The organism is Halomonas chromatireducens (assembly GCF_001545155.1).
GTDB lineage: Bacteria > Pseudomonadota > Gammaproteobacteria > Pseudomonadales > Halomonadaceae > Halomonas > Halomonas chromatireducens.
Map to the genome: position 1 here is coordinate 1 of NZ_CP014226.1, position 16700 is coordinate 16700.

Consider the following 16700-nt stretch of genomic DNA (forward strand, 5'->3'; position numbering starts at 1 on the left):
AGCGTTCGGGAACCACCTGATCCCATGCCGAACTCAGCAGTGAAACCGCTCAGCGCCGATGGTAGTGTGGGGTCTCCCCATGCGAGAGTAGGTCATCGTCAGGCACCTATACCAAAACCCCAGTCTCGAAAGAGGCTGGGGTTTTTCTTTGTTGGTTCAAAATGATAGACCTCTACATCAAACGAAATCACCTCCGGCAATGCCGGAGGTGATCTTCGTAAACCAACCTGGTGGTGATTGGTTACCCGTCCTTGGGTAGAGTAGAGCGTCCGTGAGGGCTATCAGGTATTACCATTCCTGATCGTCATCCTCGTCTTCGACTTCCCACTCTTCCTCTTCATTCTCTTCTTCCCACTCCTCGGCGTCCCACTCTTCCTCTTCGTTCTCATACTCGGTGTCAGCGCCGGCGCCAAAGCCGTCATCGGCTTCGCCCTCAGGAGCAGTTTCCTGTGGTACAGGCTCTTGACCTTCTTCCTCATCATGGAAGTCGGCAAATGCCAGCGGGCTGGTTGCAAGACCAAAAGTGATACCAACAATACCGAGCTTCTTGAGGAATTCCTTGGACATCATGTGCATACCTCCATTGGAGTCTGACTTGAAGTGCCTGGTGAAGCCTGGGGCTTCGTTCGTCATGGCGGTGAAGAGTGACCTAAATAGCCTTGATCGAAAGCTCAACCCGCTCGTCTTGCTCACTCTGAGGAATGCAGACTGCGGGCCAGTTCTGCCAATAATATAAAAAAACACTAGATATCAGGTTCTTATGGATTTACTTGCGGATCGGCTGGAGTCGGACACAGGGTTGAAAAAGTGGTGTTATCTGACACATGCGCCCATGTAACACGTGCGAGTTGTTCTCACTTTCTTCGCTTGGCCGTCGGCTGTGAGGGGTGCAAAAAAACCGGCGCCAATGGCGCCGGGTTATATAGAGGGGGTGTTGGTAGCTGAGTCTAGACTACGCCCTGTTCGATCATGGCATCGGCTACCTTGCGGAAGCCTGCAATGTTGGCACCAAGTACCAGGTTGGTTGGCTCATCAAACTCCGCGGCAGTATCGGCACACTGCTTGTGGATATCGGCCATGATGGCCTGGAGCTTGGTGTCGACCTTCTCCAGTGTCCACTGCTGCATGCTGCTGTTTTGAGCCATCTCCAACTGGCTGGTGGCCACGCCGCCGGCATTGGCAGCCTTGCCGGGTCCGTAAGCGATTCTTGCTTCGAGAAAGCGATCGACGGCTGAGGCGGTTGAGGCCATGTTGGAGCCTTCGCTGATGCAATGGATGCCGTTCTCGAGCAAGGCTCGGGCATCTGCTTCCGTGACCTCGTTCTGAGTAGCGCTCGGGAAGGCGACATCGCCCTTGAGGCGCCATACCGCATGTCCGTCGGAGGGATAGTCCTGGGCGTCGATATAGTGCGCCTCCGGATGATGCTCGACATATTCACGCAATGAGGCGCGCTTGACTTCCTTGAGCAGCTTGAGGGTATCCAGGTTAATGCCTTCCGGATGGTGGATGGTGCCCCGGGAATCGGAGCAGGTGACTGGCCGGGCGCCGAGCTGATAGAGCTTCTCGATGGTGTAGGTGGCCACGTTGCCGGCACCCGATACCAGGCAGGTCTTGCCCATGATGCTGTCGCCCTGTGCTTCGAGCATGTTCTGAGCAAAGTAGACCGCACCATAGCCGGTAGCTTCCTTGCGACCCAGGGAGCCGCCCCAGTTCAGCCCCTTGCCGGTGAGAATGCCTTCGTAGCGTCCAGTAAGGCGCTTGTATTGACCGTATAGGTAGCCAATCTCTCGAGCGCCAACGCCGATGTCGCCAGCCGGTACGTCTGTGGTGGGCCCGATGTGGCGATATAGTTCGGTCATGAAGGCCTGGCAGAAGCGCATGATTTCGCCATCGGACTTGCCCTTAGGGTCGAAGTTGGAGCCACCTTTGCCTCCACCAATCGGCAGGCCGGTCAGGGCGTTCTTGAAGATCTGCTCAAAGCCCAGGAACTTGATGATGCTGGCATTGACGCTGGGATGGAATCGCAGGCCACCCTTGTAGGGCCCCAGGGCAGAATTGAACTGGATCCGATAGCCCTTGTTGACCTGTACCTTGCCGCCATCGTCGACCCAGCTGACCCGAAACATGATCTGGCGCTCCGGCTCGACGATGCGCTCGATGATGCTGTGCTGATGGTAACGAGGCACCGCATCAAGCAGTGGGCGCAGGCATTCGAGAACTTCTTCGGCGGCCTGATAGAACTCACCCTGGGCCGGGCTGCTTTTCCTGAGACCCTCAAGGGTATCGTGAACGTAGGTCATGAGGCTTCCTGATTGAAAGTGGATTGTGGCCACTATAATCCAATGCACCATTATGCAGCAACTGTATGGGTCATGCTGAGATTAGACATAGATATGAGTCGAAAAGCCTTTAAAAAGGGCCTATCTTATGCACTAATATCGATCACTAAGAATGGTTCATAAACGGCAAATAAACGATACGCCTGTTCGCAACCCTGCCCGACAGTTGGCTGGTATCATGTATTTCCTTGAATAAAGCGGAGTTCCGGAACCGTGACCCTGACCACACCGGCCCTGCTGTTTCCTGCCATTTCGCTGCTGCTGCTGGCCTATACCAATCGATTTCTGGTACTGGCGCAGCTGATCCGCAAGTTGGCGGAGGAAGAGCGCAGCCTTCACCAGGACGCAACGACACGACAGATTCTGCTGCTGCGCAGAAGAATCTCACTGACCAAGCGCATGCAGGTTGCTGGTGTGCTGAGTTTTCTGCTTTGCACCCTGTCGATGTTTGCCCTTTTCCTCTCGCTAGAACTGCTGGGCATGATTCTGTTCGGGGCGAGCCTGGTCACGCTGTCCGTGTCCCTGGTCTACTCACTCTGGGAAGTTACAATTTCAACGAATGCGCTGAACGTACAGCTACAGGATATCGAGGCGCTGGGTGGCAGGCAGAGCCGTAGCGGGCGCACCTCGCAAGACAAGCCGAAGGAGGTCCCTTGACGCAGCAAGTTCAAGCGGTAGAAAAGTCCCCGCTACCCGATCGGATGCTGTTCTATTGTCGCCCCGGTTTCGAAGCTGACCTGGCGGCTGAAATCGATTCCCGCGCCAGGGGACTTGGGTGGTCCGGGCAGGCGGAATACGACCCTCAGGCCGGGTACGTCTGCTTTCATGTGTTGGACACACGCCCCGTCAACCTGCTCCAGCGTGAACTGCCATTGGAAGGGTTGATATTTGCGCGGCAGAGCCTGGTTGCGCTTCCGGGGCTGACGCTATCACGGGAAAACCGTCTGTCGCCGATCATCGAGCAGGTGGTGGCGAGAGGCTGGAACTTCGATTCCATCTGGCATGAAACGCCCGATACCAATGACGGCAAGGCACTCTCGGGGCTGATCAAGGCGCTGACACGTCCCCTCGAGTCGATGCTGAAGAAGCGCGGGGCGCTGCGCCGCAAGGCTGCCGGTCGGAGGCTTCACCTGTTGTGGAGCGATGGCGATCGGGTGCAGTTGGGGATGAGCTTCCCTGGCAATCGCAGCGAACTCCCGGGTGGTATTCGTCGGCTGCGTTTTCCACATGCTGCGCCAAGTCGCTCGACCCTCAAGCTGGAGGAGGCCTGGACCCGTTTTGCCTGACGACCATAGCGTTCGGGAACCACCTGATCCCATGCCGAACTCAGCAGTGAAACCGCTCAGCGCCGATGGTAGTGTGGGGTCTCCCCATGCGAGAGTAGGTCATCGTCAGGCACCTATACCAAAACCCCAGTCTCGAAAGAGGCTGGGGTTTTTTCATGGGCCCTGAAAAAGGGTGCATTAATGGTAACCGGCTGGTGAACCCATCTTTCGCAGAGGCTCGCCTTCTGTGACGTTAGGTGCCCACTTATTAATAGATGGGCACCTATTCATGACATCCCCAAGCACCGAACGTGAGATCCGTCGTCGCCGTCGCTATGCCCCGTCGTTCAAGGCCAAGATCGTCGCCGCTTGCCTGCAGGGCGATGCCTCGATCGCCCAAGTCGCGCTGCAGCACGGGCTCAACACCAACCTTGTCNTCTGCTCTTTAACAATGTGAATCATGCTGACAAGTTCTTCCTGAAAAGGAAGGACAACGTGATACGTCTCAAGCGTATCCGGCAATTGTCGTGAGTAATCGCGGACCAGACCCTTTCGGGTTATATGGTCAAGCGATTAAGCGCATACGGTGGATGCCTAGGCAGCCAGAGGCGATGAAAGACGTGGTAGCCTGCGATAAGGCTCGGCGAGGTGGCAAACGACCTGTGACCCGGGCATTTCTGAATGGGGAAACCCACCCAGCACAAGCTGGGTATCCCACACTGAATACATAGGTGTTGGGAGGCGAACCAGGGGAACTGAAACATCTAAGTACCCTGAGGAAAAGAAATCAACCGAGATTCCCCCAGTAGCGGCGAGCGAACGGGGACCAGCCCTTAAGCGTGTGACTGATTAGACGAACGAGCTGGGAAGCTCGGCCATAGTGGGTGATAGCCCCGTAGTCGAAAATCTGATCACGTGAAATCGAGTAGGTCGGGGCACGAGAAACCTTGACTGAATATGGGGGGACCATCCTCCAAGGCTAAATACTCCTGGCTGACCGATAGTGAACCAGTACCGTGAGGGAAAGGCGAAAAGAACCCCGGAGAGGGGAGTGAAATAGATCCTGAAACCGTATGCGTACAAGCAGTGGGAGCAGACTTGTTCTGTGACCGCGTACCTTTTGTATAATGGGTCAGCGACTTATATTCAGTGGCGAGCTTAACCGAATAGGGGAGGCGTAGCGAAAGCGAGTCTTAACTGGGCGACCAGTCGCTGGATATAGACCCGAAACCGGGCGATCTATCCATGAGCAGGTTGAAGGTTGAGTAACATCAACTGGAGGACCGAACCAGGATCTGTTGAAAAAGATTTGGATGACTTGTGGATCGGAGTGAAAGGCTAATCAAGCCCGGAGATAGCTGGTTCTCCTCGAAAGCTATTTAGGTAGCGCCTCACGTATCACCGCCGGGGGTAGAGCACTGTTTCGGCTAGGGGGTCATCCCGACTTACCAACCCGAGGCAAACTCCGAATACCGGTGAGTGCAAGCGTGGGAGACACACGGCGGGTGCTAACGTCCGTCGTGAAAAGGGAAACAACCCAGACCGTCAGCTAAGGTCCCGAAATCCTGGTTAAGTGGGAAACGATGTGGGAAGGCTCAGACAGCTAGGAGGTTGGCTTAGAAGCAGCCATCCTTTAAAGAAAGCGTAATAGCTCACTAGTCGAGTCGGCCTGCGCGGAAGATGTAACGGGGCTAAACCAGGTACCGAAGCTACGGGCTTGCCGAATGGCAAGCGGTAGAGGAGCGTCGTGTAAGCCGATGAAGGTGGATTGAGAAGTCTGCTGGAGGTATCACGAGTGCGAATGCTGACATGAGTAACGACAAGGGGAGTGAAAAACTCCCCCGCCGGAAGACCAAGGGTTTCTGTTCGACGCTAATCGGAGCAGAGTGAGTCGGCCCCTAAGGCGAGGCCGAAAGGCGTAGTCGATGGGAAACGGGTCAATATTCCCGTACCTCACATGGTTGCGATGGGGGGACGAAGAAGGCTAGGTGAGCCAGGCGTTGGTAGTCCTGGTGAAAGCTTGTAGGCCAGCGATTCAGGTAAATCCGGATCGCTCTCTTCAGTGAGAAGGCCGAGAAGCGAGACGAACTGACTACGGTCAGGAAGTCATCGATGCCACGCTTCCAGGAAAAGCCTCTAAGCTTCAGATCATGTGGGACCGTACCCCAAACCGACACAGGTGGTCAGGTAGAGAATACCAAGGCGCTTGAGAGAACTCGGGTGAAGGAACTAGGCAAAATGGTGCCGTAACTTCGGGAGAAGGCACGCCGGCGTAGTGTGAAGGGCCTCGCGCCTGGAGCATGAACCGGTCGAAGATACCAGGTGGCTGCAACTGTTTATTAAAAACACAGCACTCTGCAAACGCGTAAGCGGACGTATAGGGTGTGACGCCTGCCCGGTGCCGGAAGGTTAATTGATGGTGTTAGCCCTCGGGCGAAGCTCCTGATCGAAGCCCCGGTAAACGGCGGCCGTAACTATAACGGTCCTAAGGTAGCGAAATTCCTTGTCGGGTAAGTTCCGACCTGCACGAATGGCGTAATGATGGCCACGCTGTCTCCACCCGAGACTCAGTGAAATTGAAATCGCAGTGAAGATGCTGTGTACCCGCGGCTAGACGGAAAGACCCCGTGAACCTTTACTATAGCTTCACACTGGACGCTGATGTTGCCTGTGTAGGATAGCTGGGAGGCTTTGAACCCTGGACGCCAGTTCAGGTGGAGCCAACCTTGAAATACCAGCCTGGCATCATTGGCGTTCTAACTCAGGTCCGTTATCCGGATCGAGGACAGTGTGTGGTGGGTAGTTTGACTGGGGCGGTCTCCTCCTAAAGAGTAACGGAGGAGCACGAAGGTACCCTCAGCACGGTCGGAAATCGTGCAGTGAGTGCAAGAGCATAAGGGTGCTTGACTGCGAGACAGACACGTCGAGCAGGTACGAAAGTAGGTTCTAGTGATCCGGTGGTTCTGTATGGAAGGGCCATCGCTCAACGGATAAAAGGTACTCCGGGGATAACAGGCTGATACCGCCCAAGAGTTCACATCGACGGCGGTGTTTGGCACCTCGATGTCGGCTCATCACATCCTGGGGCTGAAGTCGGTCCCAAGGGTATGGCTGTTCGCCATTTAAAGTGGTACGCGAGCTGGGTTTAGAACGTCGTGAGACAGTTCGGTCCCTATCTGCCGTGGGCGTTGGATGTTTGAGAAGAGCTGCTCCTAGTACGAGAGGACCGGAGTGGACGCACCTCTGGTGTTCCGGTTGTCACGCCAGTGGCATTGCCGGGTAGCTATGTGCGGACAGGATAACCGCTGAAAGCATCTAAGCGGGAAGCCCCCTTCAAGATGAGACATCCCGGCGTGGGCAGCCGTTGCCATAAGGGCGACGAGAAAACCGGATATCAACAGTTGCTTCATGGCGTTTTACCTCCTTGAAAAACGACAGTGGCAACTATCAGGCTAGGTGGCAGTCCGGCTGGCAGCAAGGTATGGCTATGCACGCTCGCTACTCAGGGCTTCTCGAGTTCGAATTCCTCGGTATCGATATCCGCCTGCTGCTCCGCGCCGTAGCGGCCGCCGGCTACCTGATCCGGGGTCAGCATGGCGTTCAGCCGGGTGACGGTGGCCGCATCCAGGTCGAGCGTGCCCGCCGCCAGGTTCTCGTGGATGTGGGCTATCGAGCGGGAGCCGGGAATCGGAATCACGTCCTCTCCTTTTGCCCTGAGCCAGGCCAGAGCCAACTGGCCGGAGGTCACGTCCAGCGCCTTGGCGACGGCCTGGAGCTGTTCCAGCTGGCGCAGGTTGTGTGGCAGGTTCTCGGCGCTGAAGCGCGGCATGGTTTGGCGAACGTCGTTTTCCTGCAGCTGCGCGGGGTCTGTCACGGCGCCTGCCAGAAAGCCCCTGCCCAGGGGGCTGAAGGCCACCAGCGCCGTGCCTGCCTCCCGGCAGGCCGCGATCAGCGCGATCTCGGGGTTGCGGGTCCACAGGGAATACTCCGACTGCACCGCCGCAATGGGGCGCTCGGCTACCGCGCGGCGCAAGGTGGCCGCAGATATCTCGGAGAGCCCGATGGCGCCTATCTTGCCCTCGTCCACCAGCCGACCCAACGCACCGACGCTCTCTTCGATGGGCACCTGAGGGTCCAGCCGGTGAAGGTAATAGAGGTCCAGGTGTTCGGTACGCAGGCGCTTAAGGCTCGCCTCGCACTGCCGCTTGAGCGTCTCGGGACGCCCGTCGATCACCCGCTTGCCCAGTTCCGGGTCGATGGCCATGCCGCATTTGCTGGACAGCATCACCTGGTCGCGCTTGCCCGCCAGGGCCTGGCCCACCACCTTCTCGTTGGCCGTTGCCCCGTAAAGCGTCGCGGTATCGAAGTGTCGATAGCCCATGTCGAAGGCCTCTTCCAGAGCACGAATTGCCTCGGGCTCGGGTACGGGGCTGCCGTAGCCATGGGAGAGGTTCATGCAGCCCAGGCCAATGGGGGGCGAGGCAACGTCCTTGAGGCGATCAAAGAGAGTCGACATGGTGATCCTTGTGGGTGGCAGGGGCAAGGCGCACAGCAGGGCCGGCGGCGGTAATGCCTCATCATGCCGAGGGCGGGTGGGGCATCGCAAGGTGGTGAACCGAAACAGTCACCATCGGTGGCATCAACGACTGCTGGAGGTAGCTCACCATCGATTGCATCGACGCTTGTTGGAGGTAGCTTCAGCTCGCGACGGGCGGAGGTTGCCAGCGGCTTGGGATCGGCCGCTTGCTTAGGGTTGATGGAAGGGCAGGAGACGAGCCAAGACATCCACCATCGAGTGCATCGACGCTTGTTGGAGGTAGCTTCAGCTCGCGACAGGCGGAGGTTGCCGTGGCCCGGTGGGAGCGGCCGCATGCTTAGGGTTGAGTGAAGGGGTGGGGACGACTGAGTCAGCCACCCAGGCAGCTAAGAAATATCGGGGCGGGCTCAACGGATGTCCCTACCGTAGGGACAGGAGGTGACAATCCGACCTCGCCAGCGTGGGTTCAAGGTTACTCAGTGGAAGCGTGCTCATGAAGAAACTTCAGTGAGGAGCGTGGCCGTTGGTGTTCATCGCCAAGGTTGGCGACACCGTGGTCGCGAGCTAAAGCTGCCTCCAACAGCGTTTTTCTCTTATGTGGTGGCGTGGTGGGGCGTTGTGGTCGTTGCTGGCGTTGGTGGTTTCCGCCGAGGCGCCTGCGGCGCCAGTCGCGATGCGGAGCAGCGCTCCAACAGCGTTTTTCTCTTATGTGGTGGCTGGGCTGCGGTGGCGAGCTGAAGCTGCCTCCTGCAGTGTCTTTTTCTTGTGTCGTTGAGTCGTTTGTGTGGCGTTGTGTTGCGGTATGCTGGTGTGACAATAGCTTGGGAGGGTTTTGTTATGACCGATCAAACCGCTTTTCAGCAGGCGATGGCGGCTCTCGATGCCTTGCATGCGGAGGATCCTCGCCGGGTGGAGGTTGAGGGGGAGTCGCTGCCGATGGAGCTTTGGCATGCGGGGCGCATGAGCGCCTGGCTGGAGCGGGTGGTGCCGGGGGCGGATGAGTTGACGCAGCTGGCGGTGCGTTCGCAGCATATGCAGCGCTGGCAGGTGCCGCGCAACGAGTACCCGGAGGGCCGGGTGGGGTATCTAACCTGGCGGCGTGACCAGGGCAAGCGGGCCGGTGAGACGACGGCGCGGGTGATGGAGGCGTGCGGTTATTCGCCGGAGGAGGCGGCGCGGGTGTCGCAGATGATCCGCAAGCAGGGGTTGGGGCGTGACCCGGGTACCCAGGCGGTGGAGGACTGCGCGTGCCTGGTGTTCCTGGAGAACTACTTCGGTGATTTCTCCAAGCAGATCGACCACGATCACCTGATTCGCATCGTGCAGATGACCTGGAAGAAGATGTCGCCGAAGGCCCATGAGCTGGCGCTCGCGCTGCCAATGAGCGATGAGGCGAGAGGGCTGGTGGAGGAGGCGCTCGCCGGCTGAAGGCGGCGGCGCCATTCAGCGGTGGCTTTACGGTATGAGCGTCTGCGCGGCGTCGAGGTAGGGTGTCGGCGGGCTCGCCCTTGAAGTGGGTGGTGGTGAGAATGATTTTTCTTTGTGGGAATTGACAGGGGGCAGGTGGGCGACTAGATTTTCGGTAGTTAATGATAATGGTTATCATTAATAAAAGTAATCGGAGATTGCCATGCCGTACCCTATCCCTTCCCCGCTCGAGGGCATAAACACCAACCTGCATATCATGGATGCCACGTCGGTTGCGGTGCGGCTGGGCCGGGAATCCCCGCGACAGGCTTCGCCCGTTTCCGACGAGGAGGAGGCGCTGCGGTCCCTGCGTCACGAAGTGACCATTCAGGAGTTGCTCCGTCGCCGTTTTCTGCGTACCACGGAACAGTACCTGAAGGGTGAGCTGGATGACGTGGCCATTCCCCGCACGCGGCGCTGAATTCGCGTTCTGGCGGTTGGCTCAGGCCAGGGAGAGGGTCAGGCTATCAGCGGTTTCGCACGGCTTGCCGTGGCGCAGGGTGAGGCGGCGTTCGCTCAATTCCATGACCACGGCGAATAGGGTTTCCATGCGTTCGTCGGGGGGCTGGTCGGGGTTGAAGTGGCGACAGATCGACAGCGGTGCATTGTGGTGGTCGCTGAGGATGTCGAACAGGGTGGCTTCGTCCACGTCGCTGTCGGTGGCCAGTTCGTCGTGCAACAGGGTATCGAGCCGCTGCAGCCGGGGCTGCGAGTCGATGCGGGGGAAGTCCTGGACCTGGCAGCCGGCGGCGTAGAGGTGGTTGGTGTGGGTGACGATGCCGTCCTGCGGCGTGAGCCGGCCGGGCTCGCCGGGCTGCACCTCCAGGCCCATGGCCCGGCCGTCGCCAGCGGCGAGCAGGAAGTGGGCCGGTGAGCAGACCCGGTCGTTACGGGCCACGTCCAGGGCGCTCTCCCAGTCGGGGCTTTCCAGTATCTTGCGCAGCGCCACGTGGATCGGCAGCCCGTCGCCGCAGGTCTGTGAGCGGATGGCGTTGAGGCATACGCCGATACCGTTGGCGTTCATGCCCACCTTGCCCACCATGCCCGCTTCGCCGACGCTGACCAGCGGCACGGTGTCGGTACCTTCGATATGCAGGACCACCACGTTGTGCAGCTGGTCGGTGCGCCAGTCCCAGTTCTGGGCCAGCCACTGGCGGCCCTGGCGCTGCAGCGAGAAGGCCGAGCAGCCGCCGCTGGCGCGGGTCAGCGCGATCTCACTACGGCAGTTCAGGGTGAGGATGTCGGTGACGTCGACCCCGGCGCCTTCGGCGATGCCTGCCATCTCCTCGAGGATGGCGGGAAACCCCCGCTCGATCATGGCCTGGAAGCGCTCGGCTTCCTGGCGGGCCTCTTCCCAGCGGATGCCCACAAAGTCGTGGAACAGCTGGGCGTAGACTCCCAGGCTGTGCTGAATGAGCCGGGCATGAATGCGGCCATGAGCCGTGCCGATGTCATGTCGACTGCCGGCGAGCCGGGTTACGGAAAGGGGTTGGGTAGGTAGTGTCATGAGACGGCCTCGAACAGGCTCCGCCAAAGGTGGACTTGGCATTGCCGGCCGGTTGCCAGAGTTGATGGGATTGCAGGCCGCATGGCTTGGCTCCTGTCGGATGGTGGCATCGGACCCATCAGTATAGGCACGCTGGGAGAGGTTCTGTCGCCAGCGTTGAATTGTGCATCACCGATCAGGGGATGATTCGCCCTTCTGATCAGCGAGTTGGGGCTGAATTATGTTCCGCTAACGTTGGCAGCGGGGCTTGTGTTTTGGCGCCAATCCTTCCAGATTTAGGGGGTGCATTTTTTTAGCAACCAGAGTGAGAAGAACAACCATGAAAAAACGCGTTTTGGCGATGGCCGTTGCAGCATCCAGCCTGGCATTCGTCGGTGCGGCGCAGGCGGAAGTGAAAATCGGTTTTCTTGGTGGCTTCACGGGGCCGATCGAGAGCCTGACACCTCCGATCTTCGATGGTGCCCAGTTGGCGGTCCAGCAGATCAACGAGCAGGGCGGTATTTTGGGTGGACAGACGCTGGTCATGCCCAGTGCGGATACCACCTGCAGCGATGCGTCGGCGGCCTCCAATGCGGCGGACCGCATGGTCAATACAGAAGAGGTCACCGCCATCGTGGGGGCGCTGTGTACCGGTGCAACCATCGCGGCAGCCAACAATGCCGGTATTCCCGGCGGCGTGGTGATGGTGTCACCGGCCTCCACCGCACCGGCGGTCTCCGAGCTGGACGACAACGACCTGGTATTCCGTACCGTGCCGTCCGATGCCTTCCAGGGCGAAATCCTGGCCAAGCTGATGCTCGACAAGGGCTTCGATGAGGTCGCGGTGACCTTCGTCAACAACGACTACGGCCGCGGCCTGGCCGATGCCTTCGTCGAGGCCTTCGAGGCCGGCGGCGGTATCGTCGCCGAGAACCTGGCCCACGAGGATGGGCGCGCCGACTACCGCTCCGAGCTGGGTTCGCTCTCCGGTAGCGGTGCCGAGACGCTGGTGGTGCTGGCCTACGCCGATGGCTCCGGCCAGACCGTGCTGCGCCAGGCCTACGAGAGCGGCATGTTCACCCAGTACGCCGGCGCCGACGGCATGGTGGGCTCCTCGTTGATCGAGGCAGTGGGTGCCGATGTCCTCGAGGGCATGATCGCCACGCGCCCTGGCAGCCCGGACCTGCCGGGTACCGAGCTTTTCAACCAGGCCGCCGAGGAAGCGGGCTTCGACCCCAGCGCGGTCTTCGCCGCCCAGGCCTACGATGCCGCCTTCCTGCTGGCGCTGGCCATCGAGCAGAACGGCAGCGCCGAGCGTGAAGGGCTGTCCGAGGCGCTGCGCAGCGTTTCCAGCGAACCCGGCGAAGTGATCCTGCCCGGCGAGTGGGAGAAGGCCGTGGAGCTGATCGCCGCCGGTACCGAGATCAACTACGAGGGTGCTTCCGGCCGTCACGAGTTCGACGAGACAGGTGACGTGCCCGGCGTCGTGGTCGAGATGGTAGTGGAAGACGGCGCCTTCGTCAGCAAGGGGCAGGTCGACCTCTAAACGCTAGCAAGGCACAGCGAAAAGCCCCGGGGGATTTCTCCCCCGGGGCTTTTTACTTCTACCCGTGACTGCTATCCGTGGTGCTTGACCTTCTCTGGCAATAGCCCCTGCGGGGCGAAGCGCAGCACCAGGGTGATCAACAGGCCGATCACCAGTACCCGGGCCTGCAGTGCCCGGCTGGAGAGGTTGCCGGGGGGATCCCAGCCGAAGACGCCTTCGCCGAACATCACCGCCAGGTTCATCAGGAACAGTGCCAGCGGTTCGGACATCAGCCAGATGATATAGACCGCCACGGCGCCGAAGATGGTGCCCAGGTTGTTGCCGGGGCCGCCGAGGATCACCATCACCAGCACCAGGAAGGTGTGGTTGAGCGGCAGGTAGCCCTGGGGGTCGAACAGGCTGTTGAACGAGGCCAGCGCGCCGCCGCCGACACCCATCAGGATGCAGCCCAGCACGAAGATCTCCAGGCGACGCTTGTTGATGTCCTTGCCCATGGCCGCGGCCGAGACCTCATTGTCGCGGATGGCGCGGATCATGCGGCCCCAGGGGGCATGGTAGGCACGGTGCAGCAGGAAAAAGATCACCGCGATCATCGCCGCCGTCACCGACAGGTAGACTGCTCGGGCCAGCGTGAAGCCCAGCTCGCTGGGTCCCGGTGTGGGCCAGGGCAGCGGGGAAACGGTGGCGGTGCCACGGGTCAGCCAGTCGGAGTTCTTGAGGAAGGCCTTGATTATTTCGGCGATGCCCAGGGTGGCGATGGCCAGGTAGTCGCTGCGCAGGCCCAGGCAGATACGTCCGATGTAATAGCCGATGCCGCCGGCCAGGGCGCCGCCGACAATCCAGCCGGTCCAGGCCGGCAGGCCCAGCCCGCCGACGAAGCCGGCACGGGACTGGATCTCGCTGGTGACCGCGCGCAGCATGCTGATGACGACCAGATAGAGGACTACCCCCAGGATCACGGCGATCACCGTGCGCAGCTTCTTCGGCACGCCGAGGCGATCGAGCCGGGTGGCACCGACCACCAGCGCAATCGAGGCCACTGCGTAGAGCAGCACGCGGCCCAGCTCACCGGGAAGCTCGGTGCCCCAGAAGGCATCGTTGACCGGCACGCTGAAGAACATGGCGCTGAAGCCGCCGATGGCGACGAAGCCCATGACGCCGGCATTGAACTGGCCCGCGTAGCCCCACTGGATGGTGAGGCCCAGGGCCAGAATGGCGTAGCAGGCGGCCTCCACCAGCATGCGGGTGCTGTAGGCGGTGCCCATGGCCATGTAGACGCCCAGTACCGCCACCAGCAGGGCGCCGAACAGAACGACTTCGCGAACCGGAAAGCGGCTCTGTGGTGTCGTCTCGGTAGGGGTGGGAGTGGGGTTGTTCATCAGATCACCTTACCCTTGAAGATGCCGGTGGGGCGCCATACCAGAATGGCCACCAGGATGAAGAAGGGCACCACGATCTTGTATTCGGTGCCGACGAAGGCGAGGTTGCGGGGAATCTCGATCCATTCGGGGAAAAGGTGGGCGATGGGGCGCAGCATGACCGACCAGTTGAACACGGCCAGGGTCTCGGCGAAGCCGACCACGAAGCCGCCGGCGATGGCCCCGTAGGGGTGCCCCACGCCGCCGACGATGGCTGCGGCGAAGATCGGCAGCAGCAGGAAGAAGCTGAGGTCGGGCTTGAAGGTCACGTCCAGCGACAGCAGGGTGCCGGCTATGGCCGCCAGGCCCCCGGCGATCACCCAGGTGACTGCGACGATGGTGTTGGTGTTGATCCCCGATGCCCGGGCCAGGTCCGGGTTGTCGGACATGGCTCGCATGGCCTTGCCCAGCCGTGAGCGGTTGAGGAATATGTGCAGTCCCACGACTGAGGCGATGGTGAGGATAAAGAGGATGATCTGCGGCTCGGTGACGATGATCGGCCGCGTCGCCAGTTCGAAGGGCAGCTCCAGCCGGTAGATCTCCTTGCGTTCGGCGATATAGAGGCTCTGGGCGCTGGTGCCGGCGAACAGGCGGATCAGCCCCTGCAGCATCAGGGTCACGCCCAGCGAGCCGATGACCAGCACGATGGGCTTGACACCGTGGGCACGCAGCGGCTTGTAGAACGCCTTGTCGATGCCTACGGCCAGCAGTGCGGTGAGCGCCATGGCCAGCGGCAGCATGACCACCGCGGTGGGCAGGCCGACCACGGCGCCGGCCCCCGGGAAAGCCATGGTCAGCAGCAACACCATGAAGGCACCGAAGGTCATCATGTCGGCGTGGGCGAAGTGGGCGAAGCGCATGATGCTGAACACCAGCGTCACGCCGATGGCCCCGATGGCGTAGATCGAGCCGGTCACGCTGCCGGCGATCACCACGTTGTTGATGAAGAAAACCAGTTCATTCACGTCATTGTTCTCCAGGTACTGGCTTCTAGCCGCCGAGGAAGCTCTTGGCGACATCCGGGTCGGCCAGCAGCGCTGCGCCGGTATCGGTGAAACGGTTCTGGCCGGCGGCCAGAACGAAACCCTTGTCGGCGATGGCAAGCGCCTGCTTGGCGTTCTGCTCCACCATCAGAATGCCGACGCCTGCGGCGTTGATCTCCTTCACCCGCTCGAAGATTTCGTTCATGTAGAGCGGGGAGAGGCCGGCGGTGGGTTCGTCGAGCAGCAGGACGTCGGGTTCTGCCATCAGCGCCCGGCCCATGGCCACCATCTGGCGCTGGCCGCCGGAGAGTTCGCCCGCGGGCTGGTGGCGTTTCTCGTGAAGAGGCGGGAAGAAGCCATAGACCTTGTCGAGCATGCGCTTGACGTTATTCGGCTTCAGGAAGGCCCCCATCTCCAGGTTTTCCTTCACCGTGAGACTAGGGAAGACATTCTTCTCCTGGGGAATGAATCCCATGCCCTTCTGGACCAGCTTGTTGGGCGGCAGGTTATGGATCGGCTCGCCGCGCAGCAGGATCTCGCCCTGGTTGACGGTGAGCAGGCCGAATATGGCCTTGAGCATGGTCGATTTGCCGGCGCCGTTGGGGCCGACGATTACACCGATCTCGTCGGCTTCGATGGTCATGTTCACCCCGTTGAGGATGTTCATGCCGCCGTAGCCGCCATGCACGTCGCGTGCTTCGAGTAGTGGCATCATGGATTCTCTGCGCTAGTCGTAACTGTTCTTCTTGCAACCCAGATTCTTGTAAACCAAGCGGGTCGACCGTGGCTCAGGCGCCGCGACGCCTCTCAGGCGACGTTGGAAACCCTCAGGCCACGTTTGAACCCCTCAGGCTACGTTGGAACCAAAGTAGGCCTCGATCACCTGCGGGTTGTTCTGGATTTCCTGGATCGTGCCTTCGACCATGACGCTGCCCTGGGCCAGCACGATCACCGGATCGCACAGCCGGGCGATCATGTCCATGTCATGCTCGATGACCAGGAAGGTGTAGCCCATCTCGCGGTTGAGCCGCTCGATGTTGCTGACCAGATCGCCCAGCAGGGTGCGGTTTACCCCGGCGGCGATCTCATCGAGCAGCACCACACGGGCGTCGGTCATCATGGTGCGGCCAAGCTCGAGGAGTTTCTTCTGGCCGCCGGAGAGGTTGCCGGCCAGCTCGTTGCGCACGTGGTGCAGGCCGACGAAGTCGATCACTTCCAGGGCGCGGCGGCGTACCTCGTTCTCCTGGCTGCGTACCATGCCCGGTTTCAGCCAGGCGCTGAAGAGGCTCTCGCCTGCCTGCTTCGGTGGCACCATCATCAGGTTCTCCAGCGCGGTCATCTGGGAGAACTCATGGGCGATCTGGAAGGTGCGCAGCAGCCCCTTGTGGAACAGCTCGTTGGCGGGACGATTGGTGATGTCCTCGCCGTCGAGCATGACCTGGCCACTGTCCAGCGGCAGGGCGCCGGCAATGATATTGAACAGGGTGGACTTGCCGGCGCCGTTGGGGCCGATCAGTCCGGTGATGGAGCCTGCCTCCACCTGGATGGAGCAGTCGTTGATGACCTTCAGGCCTCCAAAGGCCTTGTTGACGTGTCTGACGTCGATAATGGCTGGCATGTTGGTTCCGCCCAGTGTCTTTCCGGAGTCCGATGGCTCCC

13 protein-coding genes, 3 rRNA genes and 1 pseudogene are annotated in these 16700 nt (G+C 60.4%); 9 read left to right on the forward strand and 8 right to left on the reverse strand.

Features of this window, described 5'->3' with window-relative positions; translation table 11 throughout:
* Positions 1-104: ribosomal RNA gene (gene rrf / locus LOKO_RS00005) — 5S ribosomal RNA — on the forward strand.
* A 184-nt stretch (positions 105-288) separates the two neighbouring features.
* Here the strand turns inward: rrf (LOKO_RS00005) and LOKO_RS00010 are convergent.
* Entirely contained in the window at positions 289-570 is a 282-nt protein-coding gene (locus tag LOKO_RS00010; RefSeq protein ID WP_066443334.1) for a hypothetical protein, read from the reverse strand.
* Positions 571-947: 377 nt separating this feature from the next.
* The gene (gdhA, locus tag LOKO_RS00015; RefSeq protein ID WP_066443337.1) at positions 948-2300 is read right to left on the reverse strand and encodes an NADP-specific glutamate dehydrogenase; all 1353 of its coding nucleotides are present in this window, start codon (positions 2298-2300) and stop codon (positions 948-950) included.
* Between the two features lie 252 nt (positions 2301-2552).
* Between gdhA and LOKO_RS00020 the strand changes: the two genes are divergently transcribed.
* The 5 genes and pseudogenes from LOKO_RS00020 to LOKO_RS00030 all read left to right on the forward strand — a co-directional run bounded on the left by LOKO_RS00020 (position 2553) and on the right by LOKO_RS00030 (position 7027).
* Positions 2553-2996: a DUF2721 domain-containing protein gene (locus tag LOKO_RS00020; RefSeq protein ID WP_066443339.1), complete on the forward strand. Its 444-nt coding sequence runs from the start codon at positions 2553-2555 to the stop codon at positions 2994-2996.
* Positions 2997-3040: 44 nt separating this feature from the next.
* Positions 3041-3619: pseudogene (gene rlmM, locus LOKO_RS18455) on the forward strand (23S rRNA (cytidine(2498)-2'-O)-methyltransferase RlmM); the annotation flags it as partial.
* A gap of 1 nt (position 3620) precedes the next feature.
* A 5S ribosomal RNA gene (rrf, locus tag LOKO_RS00025) occupies positions 3621-3736 on the forward strand.
* Positions 3737-3893: 157 nt separating this feature from the next.
* Positions 3894-4061 carry a transposase gene (locus LOKO_RS18460; protein ID WP_083517348.1) on the forward strand — a complete coding sequence of 56 codons (168 nt, stop codon included), beginning with the start codon at positions 3894-3896 and terminating at the stop codon, positions 4059-4061.
* Positions 4062-4167: 106 nt separating this feature from the next.
* Positions 4168-7027, forward strand: a 23S ribosomal RNA gene (locus tag LOKO_RS00030).
* A gap of 79 nt (positions 7028-7106) precedes the next feature.
* On the opposite strand, the gene LOKO_RS00035 is transcribed toward LOKO_RS00030, so the two are convergent.
* On the reverse strand, positions 7107-8120 hold the full coding sequence (locus LOKO_RS00035) for an aldo/keto reductase (RefSeq protein WP_066443342.1): 1014 nt from the start codon (positions 8118-8120) through the stop codon (positions 7107-7109).
* A gap of 858 nt (positions 8121-8978) precedes the next feature.
* Here LOKO_RS00035 and LOKO_RS00040 point away from each other — a divergent pair.
* Together LOKO_RS00040 and LOKO_RS00045 are read left to right on the forward strand one after the other, a co-directional pair.
* Positions 8979-9569, forward strand: a complete 591-nt coding sequence (locus LOKO_RS00040) for a DUF4202 domain-containing protein (RefSeq protein WP_066443344.1) — start codon at positions 8979-8981, stop codon at positions 9567-9569.
* Between the two features lie 202 nt (positions 9570-9771).
* Positions 9772-10029 carry a hypothetical protein gene (locus tag LOKO_RS00045; RefSeq protein WP_066443346.1) on the forward strand — a complete coding sequence of 86 codons (258 nt, stop codon included), beginning with the start codon at positions 9772-9774 and terminating at the stop codon, positions 10027-10029.
* Between the two features lie 21 nt (positions 10030-10050).
* On the opposite strand, the gene LOKO_RS00050 is transcribed toward LOKO_RS00045, so the two are convergent.
* Positions 10051-11115 carry a C45 family autoproteolytic acyltransferase/hydolase gene (locus LOKO_RS00050; RefSeq protein WP_066443348.1) on the reverse strand — a complete coding sequence of 355 codons (1065 nt, stop codon included), beginning with the start codon at positions 11113-11115 and terminating at the stop codon, positions 10051-10053.
* A gap of 319 nt (positions 11116-11434) precedes the next feature.
* Here LOKO_RS00050 and LOKO_RS00055 point away from each other — a divergent pair, with 319 nt between their 5' ends.
* On the forward strand, positions 11435-12640 hold the full coding sequence (locus LOKO_RS00055) for an ABC transporter substrate-binding protein (protein WP_066443356.1): 1206 nt from the start codon (positions 11435-11437) through the stop codon (positions 12638-12640).
* Between the two features lie 71 nt (positions 12641-12711).
* On the opposite strand, the gene LOKO_RS00060 is transcribed toward LOKO_RS00055, so the two are convergent.
* From LOKO_RS00060 to LOKO_RS00075, 4 genes are all read right to left on the reverse strand, one after another.
* Positions 12712-14019, reverse strand: coding sequence for a branched-chain amino acid ABC transporter permease (locus LOKO_RS00060; protein WP_066443359.1), 1308 nt, complete (start codon positions 14017-14019; stop codon positions 12712-12714).
* Entirely contained in the window at positions 14019-15023 is a 1005-nt protein-coding gene (locus LOKO_RS00065; RefSeq protein WP_066443361.1) for a branched-chain amino acid ABC transporter permease, read from the reverse strand. Before LOKO_RS00065 ends, LOKO_RS00060 begins: the two co-directional genes overlap by 1 nt.
* 25 nt (positions 15024-15048) lie before the next feature.
* Positions 15049-15753: an ABC transporter ATP-binding protein gene (locus tag LOKO_RS00070; protein WP_066443363.1), complete on the reverse strand. Its 705-nt coding sequence runs from the start codon at positions 15751-15753 to the stop codon at positions 15049-15051.
* Between the two features lie 135 nt (positions 15754-15888).
* Complete coding sequence (locus LOKO_RS00075; protein WP_066443365.1) at positions 15889-16659, reverse strand: ABC transporter ATP-binding protein; 771 nt, start codon at positions 16657-16659, stop codon at positions 15889-15891.
* Positions 16660-16700 lie beyond the last annotated feature (41 nt).